Raw genomic sequence first — 12,995 nt, 5'->3', positions numbered from 1 at the left:
TAATATTGCTATTTTCTGACTTAATGATGGATAATGTACATTTGATGAACGTTAGCCCGTCGTAGTAGCCCATTTATAATGAACAATATTACCGAATCCAATAAAAAAATAAAAGAAGGCTTTGTTGGTCAGCGGATGATTGTTCTGCCACCCAATATCAAAAGAATCATCACCAATAACCCGCTGATAAAGAACTTTTATTTAACAGCTGTTGGTTATTACCCCAAAGCTATTTATCATGACCGAGAGCGCAAAACCGGTAGCGGTCAGTATATATTGCTGTACTGCGTTGACGGCGAAGGCTATATCTACTTAAACGACCGGACGTATACGCTTAAACCTAACACTTTCATTATTATCCCCAAAAATGTAGGGCATCGGTATAAAAGTTCAAATAGCAATCCGTGGAGCATATATTGGGTGCATTTTAGCGGATTAAATTCGGATGCAATCTACCACCGGTCAACAGAACAGAATGCGCCTCTTGTACATTCCGTGCCTTACGATGAAAGCCGCATAAACCTGTTTGAGCAGTTGTACGCCATGCTTGAGCATAGCTTTCACGAAAAAGAAATGGAGATAACCAACCTGTACCTGCAGCACTTTGTAACTTCATTGGTTTATTACAAACAACTAAATCCCGTAGCTTATGATACCGACTCGGTAAGTGCTTCCATTGCGTATATGAAAAAGAACCTCCGGAAAAAATTCTTGATTGAAGACCTGGCGTCGCAGTGTAGTAAGTCGGTATCGCATTACTCCAGGTTGTTTCACCAAAAAACCGGCTCGTCGCCTATTAATTATTTCAACCTGCTAAAAATCCAGGCATCCTGTCAGCATTTATATTTTACAGATCGCAGCATTAAAGAGATAGCCGCAACCTTGGGTTTTGACGATCAATATTATTTTTCGAGATTATTTAGCAAGCTGATTGGTATGTCGCCGCTAAAGTATCGTAAAACTCATAAAAAATAGGTGTACCACCTTAACGACTACTAAAACGTCAAATCGCTAAATAATCAAAAAGTATAATTGTCCATCTTTAAAACCTTTTTGTCTATTTTTAACGCCTGCATTTTACAATAAAATTGTAGCCTGTAGATTAACCAATTTCTGTCACCGAGAAATTTAAGCCAAACCAATGAACTTAAAACAACTAGCGCCTGCCGTTTTCTTTTTGGCGATAATATCCGATTTCGGGTTTGCTCAACAACAGCCTTTAAAGTTACACTATGATAAGCCTGCAACAAACTGGGAACAAACCCTGCCGTTGGGCAATGGCCGTTTAGGCATGATGCCAACCAGCGGTATTACCAACGATCAGATAACACTGAATGATATTACCCTTTGGTCGGGCTCACCGCAGGATGCCAATAATTACGAGGCCTATAAGAAACTACCGGAGATCACGGAACTGCTGCTGGCCGGCAAAAATGTAGAAGCGGAATCTTTAATTAATAAAGACTTCGTTTGCAAGGGTCCCGGATCAGGAGGTAAGCGCTGGGGCTGTTTTCAAATCCTGGGCGATTTGGACCTTCAATTTGAGTATGGTGGCGCCGACGCTTCAAAAGCCACCAGCTATCAACGGCAGCTATCGCTGGACAATGCCATTGCCGCCAGCAGCTACCAAATTGGCGGTGTAACCTATAAACGCGAATACTTTACCAGCTTCAGCAACGATGTGGATGTGATCCGGCTGACTGCCGATAAACAGGGCCGGTTAAATCTCCGCATTGGCCTGACCCGCCCAGAGCGGTTTACCACAACCACAAATGGCAATGCATTGCAGATGGAGGGTCGGCTTGATAACGGGACCGATGGCGACGGCATGCAATACATAGCAAACTTGAAAGTTAAGCTAACCGGCGGTACTTTAACCACTACCGGCAACAACCTTGTAGTAAAAAATGCTACTGAAGTTATCATTTATGTGTCGGCGGCTACTGATTTCAGGAATGTTGGTTTTAAAGCATTAATGACACAAAATTTAGCCGCCGCAATGCAAAAGCCGTATGCCCTGTTAAAACAGGAACATATAGCCCAGTTCAAAAAACTGTTTGACCGGGTTAGTATAAATTTAGGGAGTAGTAAAGACGATGAAACCACCGACCAGCGGTTAATCAACTTTCATAATAACCCCGACGCCGATAAATTGCTGCCCGTCCTGTTTTATCAGTATGGCCGTTATTTAAGCATTTGCAGCACCCGTGTTGGGTTGCTGCCACCCAACCTGCAGGGCTTATGGGCCAATCAAACCCAAACGCCATGGAATGGCGACTACCACCTGGACGTTAACGTACAGATGAACCATTTCCCGGTTGAAGTTTCCAACCTGTCTGAATTAAACCTGCCGCTGGTTGAGCTGGTGCGCGGGCTGGTAAAAAACGGCGAGCGCACCGCCAAAGCTTATTACAACGCCGAAGGCTGGGTAGCACATGTAATCACCAATGTTTGGGGCTGGACGGAGCCTGGCGAAAGCGCCTCGTGGGGTGTAACCAAAGCCGGCTCGGGCTGGTTATGCAGCAACTTGTGGGATCATTACGCTTTTACCAACGACCAGGTTTACTTAAAAAGTATTTACCCCATCCTGAAGGGGTCAGCGCAGTTTTATAACAGTATTTTAACTAAAGATCCTAAGAGCGGGTATATGGTTACCGTGCCGTCCTCATCGCCCGAAAACAGTTTTGAAATGCCCGACGGCAGCGGCCGCCATGCCAGCATCTGCATTGGCGCTACTATTGATAACCAGATTATGCGCGAGCTTTTTGCCAATGTGATAATTGCTTCAAAAACACTGGGCATTGACCCGGGCTTTCGTGCGCAATTACAAAAACGTCTTACGGAGATCCCGCCGGCAGGCATTATCAGCAAAGATGGCCGCATCCAGGAGTGGCTTGAAGATTATAAAGAAACGGAGGTTACCCACCGCCACGTTTCACACCTGTATGGCATTTATCCAGCCTCAGAAATTACCGCCGACGGCACGCCCGAACTGGCCGAAGCTGCAAAGAAAACCCTGAATGTGCGGGGCGATGACGGGCCGAGCTGGTCTATCGCTTATAAACTGTTGTTTTGGGCCAGGCTGCATGACGGCGACCGCGCTTTTAAACTTTTTCATGAGCTGATGAAACCGGTAACCAGTACCGGCATTAACTATAGCGGTGGCGGGGGCATCTATCCTAACCTGTTATCTGCCGGTCCGCCGTTTCAAATAGACGGCAACTTTGGCGCCTGTGCCGGCATTGCCGAAATGCTGCTGCAAAGCCACGAAGGGTATATCAATTTGCTGCCTGCCATCCCCGCCGGCTGGAAAGCACAAGGCAGCGTGAAAGGTTTAAAGGCGCGCGGCAATTTTACGGTTGATCTGCAATGGAAAAATGGAAAAGTAACCGCCTATCGTATAACATCGCCGCAGGCTAAACCCGTAAAAGTGAAAGTAAACGGCCAAATTAAGTTAATTAATAGCAGTAAAAATTTAATTTTAATTTAAACCAATTGCTTAATTATGCTGGCCCTTATTTAGTACCAACCAATTTATAAACTGAGATCAATGAACCTGAAAGTAACCTATCTTATTCTGCCCTTAATGTTAGGCGCTTTAACACAGCATAAAGCAGCGGCGCAAACCGTAACCATCCCTGTTGAAACCAGTAAAAACGCGCTGGTATTACAGGCCGATGGTAAACATTATTTAAACACCATATATTTTGGCCCTAAATTAAACGACAGTAAAGAATACAGTAATGTGGCCGCGGCCTATGGCAGCAACCACGACCCAAGCGGGCAAATGGCTTCGGCTTATACACCCGGAGGCTCGCGCAATTTGCTGGAGCCCGCTATTTCTGTTATCCATGCCGATGGCAATTACTCGCTCGACTTGCAGTATGTAAGCCATAAGACAGATCACATCAGCGATGATATTACCCTAACCAGTATTTTATTAAAAGACCCGGCCTATAATTTTGAGGTTACTTTATTTTATAAAGCCTACCTGAAAGATAACGTGGTTGAACAATGGAGCAATATCCGCAATAATGAAAAAGGCATTGTTACCCTGCAAAAATTTGCATCGGCAAACCTATACTTAAAAGCCCCGGCGTTTTGGTTAACCCAATATCACGGCGATTGGGCCAAAGAAATGCGCCCCGAAGAAACGCGGATAACCCACGGCATAAAAACTTTGGACACCAAACTTGGTACCCGTGCCAATTTATTTGAGCCCTCGGTTTTTATGGTGTCGTTAGATAAACCTGCTACCGAGGATGACGGTACCGTAATGTATGGCGGGTTAGAATGGAGCGGTAATTTCCGTACAGATCTGGAGCTTGACCCTGAGAATAACCTGCGCATTATATCGGGCATTAACAATTACGCGTCGCCCTATCAGCTAAAACCTAATGAGGATTTTGTTACCCCTGCGTTTTGGTACACTTTGTCAAAAAATGGCAAAGGCGAAGCCAGCCGTAACATACAGCACTGGGCACGCAATTATAAGTTACTTGACGGCAAAGGCAGCCGCTTAACTTTATTAAATAACTGGGAAAGCACCTTTTTTGATTTTGATGAAGCAAAACTGGCCTCGCTGTTAAAAGACACTAAAAAATTGGGGGTCGACCTGTTTTTGCTGGACGACGGATGGTTCGGCAATAAATACCCGCGCAACGGCGATCATACCGCACTGGGCGACTGGCAGGAAACTAAAACCAAACTACCCAACGGCATAGCATCTTTAGTTAAAGGCGCGCAGGACAACGGTGTTAAATTCGGGATATGGATTGAGCCGGAGATGGTGAGCCCTAAAAGCGAACTGTATGAAAAACATCCCGACTGGGTAATTAAACAGCCTAAGCGTGACGAATATTACTTCCGCAACCAGCTGGAGCTTGACCTAAGCAACCCTGCAGTGCAGGATTTTGTTTACGGGATAGTTGATAACCTGTTCACCAAAAACCCCGACCTGGCTTATATCAAGTGGGATTGCAACGCGGTTATTTATAACGCCTACTCGGCTCATCTAAAAAACCAATCGCAGTTTTATGTGGATTATGTGCGCGGTTTGTATAAGGTGCTGGAGCGCATCCGTGCCAAATATCCAAAGGTGCCTATGATGCTATGCTCGGGCGGGGGCGGCCGTGTTGACTATGCGGCTCTGCAATACTTTACCGAGTTTTGGCCAAGCGATAATACCGACCCGCTGGAACGTGTTTTTATTCAATGGGAATATTCATATTTCTATCCGGCTATTGCCAGCTCAAACCATGTTACAGACTGGAGCAAGCTGCCTATTAAGTACCGTACTGATGTTGCCATGATGGGCAAACTGGGCTTTGATATTGTAATAAGCAAACTGGGCGAAAATGATTTGCGGTTTGTGCAAAACGCGGTTAAAACCTTTGATGAAATTAAACCCGTTGTTTGGCAGGGCGACCAGTATCGCCTGCTAAATCCACGCGAAGGCAGCGTAGCATCAATAGCGTATGTAAACGAAGCCAGGACAACGGCTATCATGTTTAATTACCTGGTTAACTATCGTTATGACGAAGGCAGCATACAGCCTATCCGCCTGAAAGGGCTGGACCCCGGCAAGCAATATAAAGTAAAGGAGATTAACCTGTACCCGGGCTCCAGATCAGGTATTGACGAAAGCAAAACCTATACCGGGGACTTCCTGATGAAGATTGGTATTAACCCCAAAGTTAACTCGGGCCGTACCAGTGTGATTTTGGAGGCTGACGCGCAGTAGCAAACCCCGAACAGTGGTGCGGCAGGGATGTGTTATTCGCGCGAAAAATACATCCCTCCGCTTATCATTTCAACAACAAGAAATAAGATCACTGACATATAGCGCCACCATTTATAAAACGGCAAATGTTTAATAACTTAACCGGGTGAAAAAGCGGCAGTTTTGGTTTTGTATTTTGCTGATGATGGCCCTGTGCACCATCACCTACATCAATCATTTTGATAACGGGTTTCATTTTGATGATGCGCATACCATAGAAAACAATGCTTATATCCGCAACATCCGTAATATCCCGCTGTTTTTTAAAGATGGCAGTACCAGCAGTACCCTACCGCAAAATCAATCCTACCGGCCAATAGTAACTACCTCGTTAGCTTTTGATTACTGGCTTGGTGGCGATTATTACCTGTTCTTTTTTCACCTGTCAACCTTCCTGTTGTTTTTACTCCAGGGATTATTAATGGTTTGGTTCTTTACCGGCATTTTTAATATTTCTGTGCCTGATGACAAGCGCAATACCTGGGTAGCGCTTATTGCCGTAACCCTGTATTTACTGCATCCCGCCATTGCCGAAACCGTTAATTATGTTATTGCCCGTGCCGATCTTCAATCAACACTGGCCGTGGTGCTGGCATTTGTTTTATACCAGCGCTCGGCACGGTGCCGCAGGTATTTTTTGTATTTGATCCCGGTGATTATCGGGGCATTGGCTAAGCCGCCATCCATCATGTTTGCGCCGATATTTTTTGTTTATGTGCTGTTGTTTGAGGAGCAGGCAGGTTTAAGCAATCCGTTTAAGCGGGTATTTAACGCCATAAAAAAGTCTGTTCCCGCTTTTGTCCTTTGCGCTTTTATGTATTGGCTGATTAACCATTTAACCCCAAAAACATGGCAGGCCGGCGGCACATCGCCCATTCAATATCTGATCACGCAGCCCTTTGTTATCGCCCATTATTTCCAGATGTTTTTTGTGCCGAATGCATTAAGTGCCGACTCTGACTGGCAGTTAGTGCCCGACATGGCCGACTGGCGTTTTATAGCCGGTATGGCTTTTATTTTGGCAATGTTGATTATCGCCTTTATCACAGCTCAAAAAAAACAACTGCGCCCCATAAGCTTTGGCATTAGCTGGTTCTTTTTGGCGCTGCTTCCAACATCAAGCATTATCCCGCTGGCCGAGGTGCTGAACGACCACCGGATGTTTTTTCCGTTTGTTGGCTTACTGATCAGCGTGAGCTGGACGGTAGCGCTTTTAGCTAAACGATGGTCGCCGTTTTTTGCAGGACACGTCCCTGACTATAAAAGTGTATCCGCTGTTATTTTAGGACTGATTTTAGCGGGTTATGCCTACGGCACCTTTCAGCGTAACCGGGTTTGGGATAACGAGGAAAGCTTATGGTACGACGTCACAGTAAAAAGCCCCGAAAATGGCCGCGGGCTAATGAACTACGGCCTGAGCAAAATGGCGGCCGGCGACTATATGACTGCGGGTATTTATTACCAGCGTGCTTTAAAACTGTTGCCAACCTACTTTAGCCTGTATGTTAACCTGGGCATTTTAAAAGCCGCCACCGGCCACGACGAACTTGCCGAAACTTATTTTAAAAAAGGCCAGTGGTTTGGCAGCAACTACCCCGATGCTTACATTTATTATGCCCGCTTTTTAAACAGCCGCGGCAGGTATAATGAGGCTATAACCAACCTGCAAACCGCCTTAAAACTGTCGCCGGCAAATATTTATGCCCGTTTGCTGTTAATGGACGCCTATGAGAACACCGAAAACTGGACCGAACTTAACAACTGGGCAAAAAGCAGCCTGCAATTAGAACCTAATCATCCCGAGATCAAAAATTACCTGCAGGCGGCTATCAGCAAAAAAAGCAAAATTGATGCAGAGGCCGATCAGATTAAACAAGCGCCAACAGCCGAAAAATATCTGGCGCTCAGCCTGCTTTATTACAATGCGGGCCGGTTTATGCAATGTATTGATGCCTGTGAAAAGGCCATCGGCTTAAAACCTGACTTCCCCGAAGCCTACAACAATATTTGCGCCGCGTATAATAAGCTGCAACAGTGGGACAGCGCTATCGCCGCTGCAAAAAAGGGACTGGCCATAAGCCCCGACAACCAATTATTAAAAAATAATTTACAGGAAGCTTATAACCATATTAAGCAGGCAGCCCGCTAAAACTTACCGCCGCTTGTCGCGGCAAATAAGAGCCTGGCATGATGATAACGATTAAATCAGCTGGCAGGAAAGTAACTCTTTTGTTTTAAACGCGCTTTTATAAATAATATCGGCTTTATTTGCATTGGATTATAACAGCATTATAAATCCAACATTCATGAACCAATTTACCAGTTATGATTATGAATAAAAAACTTTTAATAGTTGCGCTGTTTCTGGCGGCTTTTTCAAATTTAGTTTCGGCGCAAAATGGTTTCTACAGAAAAGAAATGCGGTCGTTGGATGCTGCTATCCAAAAAAACTTTTATGACAAAACATCGGGCTACTACTTTGTAGTGCTTGACCCCGCGCAGCGCGAAAACAAAAACGGCTATCTGCGCGAATATTCTTATTTATGGTCGTTTTGCGCTATGTACCAGGCCGCCAACGAAATAGAAAAACTGGAGCCAAAGGTAAACCGCATGGCCCCCTTGCTTAAAATAATGAACGCTTATTACAGCCCCGCCCCGCCGAAACCGGGTTATACCGACTACATTATGAAATTAAAACCCGGCGAGCGTTATTATGACGATAATGAATGGATTGGCATTACCGCTTTAGACGCGTACGCCCGCAAACATCAAAAAGCAGACCTTGCCCTTGGTAAAGCGATGTACGCTTTCATCATGACCGGCTATGACCAGGTTTTGGGCGGCGGCATTTATTGGAAAGAAGGATCCACCGAGTCAAAAAACACCTGCTCAAACGGTCCGGGGGTGTTGGTGGCCCTGCAGTTATACCAGGCCACAAAAAATAGAGCTTATTTAGATACCGCTTTAAAAATATTTAACTGGACCAACGCCAAACTACAGGCGCCGTCAAAACTGTATTATGACAATATCCGCGTAAAGGATGGCAGCATTAGTAAGCCAATCTTGTCTTACAATACCGGCACGATGCTGGAGTCGAACGTTTACCTGTATGAAATTACCGGCAACAAAAAATACCTGGCCGACGCCAATGAAATTGCCGACGCCTCATTAACCTACTTTTATGGGGGCAACAAATTCAGGGATGACTATTGGTTTAATGCCGTATTGCTGAGGGCCTACCAGCATTTGCTGAAATACAATAAGGATACTAAATACATCCTTGGTTTTAAAAAATGTTTGGATAATACTTTAAAAGCCGATAAAAATGAAAAGGGCCTGTTTACCGGCCGCGACGGTGTTAAAAACCTGGTTGATCATGGCGGGATGCTCGAGATATTGGCCCGCTACGCCTGGCTGGAGAAACATTATCATTTGAACTAACCAGTGATCCTGCAAGGTAGCCTTGCAGGATCACTGGTTTATGTGGGTTTCTTAGGTCTGAACCGCGCTTTATGGTTTTTTAAACAACCTTAATTTAAGGCCTAATTCAAAGGCGCCCTGGGTATATTGGGCCAGCGGGCCGGTCTCCAGGTTATAAGCCAGGTTAATCGCATAGGCATCCTGATCTAAACCGAAAGCAATACCAAGGCTCTTACTGCTGTGATATACCGATTCCATATACAAACCGTAGTTGTTTAACGTAAAATTAACGCCGGCATCTATAATATTGTCATAGCCCTTTACTATCCGGTAGCCGGCCAGCGGCTCCAGCACAAAGCTGCGGTCATCACTCTGCAAGGGTATTTTATAACTTGCCATCCCAACAAACAGCAGCCGGTCGGCATCAAACCTGCTGTCCGAAGTTTTGAAAAAGGCTGATTTTAGATTCGGTATCGCGCTGCCAATATATAAATGGTTATTGGTATAGGCTATCCCGAAATCTCCGTCTATGTACGCCTTTAGCTGGTTGTATTGCGCAACCTGCTCGTCCGTTACATCGCCATGTATAGCCGCGTAGTTTACCCTGGAATCATCCACCCCAAACGACAAGCCGAAGTGTAACTGCTGGTTGTTTTCGCCCAGCGGTAAATGATAGGCATAAGTGCCCATGATCCGCGTCTGCCTGATTAATCCGGACTGGTCGTCCGCGATATTTAAGCCCAGGCCCACACGGTCCGAAGGCTTAAGGTCAGCCGCCAGTATCATATTCTTAGGGCCACCCGGGATATTGTTCCACTGCTGGCGGTAGCCGGTACTGATATTCAGCCCGTCACTCATCCCGGCAGTAGCCGGGTTATAGAGGTAGCGGTTCTGGAAATAGCTTGCCTGGAACGGGTTTAACTGGGCATTACTGCTTAATGTTGCTGCCATCAGCAGCAATACCGTAGTTAGCCTTTTTATGGTTGATCTTCTCATTATTCTGTTAATCTGTTCCTGTTAATTGTTATTGCGCAGTATGGTTATGAAGCCTTTTATAGGCGTAATGCCAGGGCTAAGCTCTACCACATAATAATAGGTTCCTTGTGCCAGCGGAGCGCCGTTTACGGTGCCGCTCCAGTCGTTATTATAGCCTTGCTTTTTATAAATCGCGCGGCCCGCACGATCATAGATCGTTACTACATTATTCGGGTAAAGTGCGATGTCTTTTATTATCCAGTTGTCATTCTTTCCGTCACCATTTGGCGACAGGATATTGGTTGGGATAATAGCTGTTGGTGGCGTGGCTTTATAGATGCTTAATGTATAAATGGTTTTTGTCGTACCGTCCTGCGCCGTTATTATTACGGTAACGGTACTTGTTCCTGCCGGTACAGCTATCGGGTAGCTTGGGCTACCGTTGGGTACCGCTGTTCCATTTATTGTCGCACTGGCGGTTGGATCATAGGTCAAAGTCAGTTTCAGGTAATCCACGTCATAACCTACCGGTATGTTGTAGTTGTTTATCCCTACAGTAAACGCAGGCGACAAAGTGCCCTGGCTGATTGTCATATTAACTGCCGCCCCATTCGTCAGCGCGATCACTGTCAGGGCGCCCGGCTGGTAACTCACGGTATAGTTATAGCCTGCCGCACCACTTACCGTAATCGGGTAACTGCCCGGCGCCGTCGAATTAGTTACTGTTGTTGCGATGATCGGCTGTGCAGTCAGGTTTGCACTGTTATCGCCGTTTACGAAGCCGTTGTAGTTAGCCGTAAGCACCGGGTTTGCAGTGCCGTAAAGCTTCGCTTTATTATCCGCCGAAATCGTTAACGGCGCTTTAGTCACTGTTAAAGTTCCCGGTACATAATTAAATGTGTAGCCTGGAATTACCATACCACCTGCGGTTATCGCGTAAGTGCCCGCTCCGCTGCCCGGCGTGGCGGCAGTTGTGATAGAAGGCAAGGTTGTGATATTGGCCGGAGTATCGCCATTGACAAAACCGCTATAGGTAACCGTTAACAATGGATTTGGCTGACCGTATCCCTTTGTCTTATTACCTACAGTCACCATCAGTGTTACCTGGTTTATGCTTAGTGTACCATTAACATAGGCGATTGTATAGTTATCACTTACGGCCCCGCTTGCAGTGATAGGATAGTTACCCGATGTTGAATTAGTGCTTGCGGTGGTGGCAATGGCCGGTAAGGTAGTAAGACCTGATACCCCATCATTATTTACAAATCCGCTATACGTTGCCGTAAGCGCCGGGATTGCCGCACCATAAGTCTTGCTCTTATCATCAGCTTTTATTGTAAGCAGTGCCCGGGTTATAGTTAAGTTACCTGTTACGTAGTTAAACACATAGTTATTACTTACCCCGCCTGCCGCGATTATCGCATAAGTACCAGCGCCCGTTCCTGCAGTTGCCGTGGTTGTTGCAAGCGGCTGTGTATTCAAACTGCTGCTATTATCGGCACCCGCAAATCCTGTGTATATTACGGTTAATACAGGATTATTTGTTCCATATACTTTGGTCTTGTCCGCAGCGGTTACTGTCAGCACTTTTTTGCCGATAACCAGGTTGTCCGTATTATAGGTTAAAAGATAATTATTACTTAAAGCAAGCGTGTTTTTTCCGATAGCATAGCTTCCCGCATTCTCACCAGCCGCCCGTGATAATGCGCCCGAAAAGCTGTCGCCGGCTACCAGTGCCGGTGTAAAGGTATAAGTTAGGGCAGGGTCTGCATCGCCATAAATTTTGCTTTGTGCTGTTGCCGTTACTGCGATTGTTTTGGTACCAATGGTTAGGTTAGCCCCGGTATAGTTTAATGCGTAGTTACTGCTTAAAGCAAGCGTGTTTTTTCCGATAGCATAGCTCCCCGTATTCTCACCAGCCGCCCGTGATAATGCGCCTGTAAAGCTGTCGCCGGCTACCAGTGCCGGTGTAAAGGTATAAGCCAGGGCAGGGTCTGCATCGCCATAAATTTTGCTTTGCGCTGTTGCCGTTACCGCGATTGTTTTGACACCCACAATTATATCGCCATTGGCATACGTAATTGCATAGTTGCCCCCCACAAATGTTCCGCCACCGGCAAGGCCCGGTTTTACCTGGCCACTGTAGGTCGCCACAGCTGCCGTGGATGCTTCGCCGGTACCGTAGGACAGATTTACCGCGCCTATGGTTTCGCCGTTTTGCAAACCGGTTGAAGTAAATGCGGTTGAACCTGTTTCATTAACTAATACGTCACCATAAATTTTGTTTACGTTGTTGGCAGTGATGGTTAAAGGGGCTGTTCCCACTATAATATCGCCGGTTGTGTAGGTGATATTATAATTTGACGCTGTAAATGTTCCGCCGGTAGCAGAGCTTGGTATTACCTGCCCGGTATAGGTATTTACGGCTGCATTGGCAGCTGCGGCGGTTCCGTAGTTTATGGTCACTGTACCTACAGTTTCCGCGTTTCGTAAACCAGTTGGCGTGAATACGGTTGAACCGGAACCGCCTGTTAAACTTTGCCCATAGGTCTTGGTTTTATTATCTGCCGTAATGGTTAACGACGCTTTATTAACTGTTAATATCCCGGGCGCGTAGCTGATTGTATAATTTGAATCAACAGCGCCACTACCGGTAATTGCATAGGTGTTTACCGGCGAGGCCGCAGTTGCTGCCGTGGCAAGCGTTGGGGCCGTTGTTAAACTGGCGGATGTTTCGCCATTTACAAAACCGGCATAACTGGCCGTTAATGTGGGAACTGCGTCACCGTAAGCCTTGCTTTGATTATCAGCTGTTATA

Annotated in this window: 7 protein-coding genes; 5 read left to right on the top strand and 2 right to left on the bottom strand. The window is 46.0% G+C overall.

Features of this window, described 5'->3' with window-relative positions; all coding sequences use genetic code 11:
* The first annotated feature begins 78 nt into the window (after window positions 1–78).
* From LJ658_RS07330 to LJ658_RS07310, 5 genes are all read left to right on the top strand, one after another.
* Window positions 79–975, top strand: coding sequence for an AraC family transcriptional regulator (locus LJ658_RS07330; RefSeq protein WP_230545827.1), 897 nt, complete (start codon window positions 79–81; stop codon window positions 973–975).
* A gap of 166 nt (window positions 976–1,141) precedes the next feature.
* Entirely contained in the window at window positions 1,142–3,490 is a 2,349-nt protein-coding gene (locus LJ658_RS07325) for a glycoside hydrolase N-terminal domain-containing protein (RefSeq protein ID WP_230545826.1), read from the top strand.
* A 60-nt stretch (window positions 3,491–3,550) separates the two neighbouring features.
* The gene (locus LJ658_RS07320) at window positions 3,551–5,743 is read left to right on the top strand and encodes an alpha-galactosidase (RefSeq protein ID WP_230545825.1); all 2,193 of its coding nucleotides are present in this window, start codon (window positions 3,551–3,553) and stop codon (window positions 5,741–5,743) included.
* Between the two features lie 145 nt (window positions 5,744–5,888).
* The gene (locus tag LJ658_RS20525) at window positions 5,889–7,931 is read left to right on the top strand and encodes a tetratricopeptide repeat protein (RefSeq protein ID WP_230545824.1); all 2,043 of its coding nucleotides are present in this window, start codon (window positions 5,889–5,891) and stop codon (window positions 7,929–7,931) included.
* Window positions 7,932–8,113: 182 nt separating this feature from the next.
* Window positions 8,114–9,223: a glycoside hydrolase family 76 protein gene (locus LJ658_RS07310; protein ID WP_230545823.1), complete on the top strand. Its 1,110-nt coding sequence runs from the start codon at window positions 8,114–8,116 to the stop codon at window positions 9,221–9,223.
* 69 nt (window positions 9,224–9,292) lie between these two features.
* Here LJ658_RS07310 and LJ658_RS07305 read toward each other — a convergent pair whose 3' ends face one another.
* Complete coding sequence (locus LJ658_RS07305) at window positions 9,293–10,198, bottom strand: PorP/SprF family type IX secretion system membrane protein (RefSeq protein WP_230545822.1); 906 nt, start codon at window positions 10,196–10,198, stop codon at window positions 9,293–9,295.
* A 21-nt stretch (window positions 10,199–10,219) separates the two neighbouring features.
* Window positions 10,220–12,995: MBG domain-containing protein (locus tag LJ658_RS07300; protein ID WP_230545821.1), on the bottom strand; the 2,776-nt coding region annotated here is incomplete at its 5' end.

Origin of the sequence: Mucilaginibacter sp. UR6-11 (genome assembly GCF_020880695.1) — a bacterium.
Taxonomy (GTDB): domain Bacteria; phylum Bacteroidota; class Bacteroidia; order Sphingobacteriales; family Sphingobacteriaceae; genus Mucilaginibacter.
This window is presented reverse-complemented; position numbering and strand designations above follow the sequence as displayed.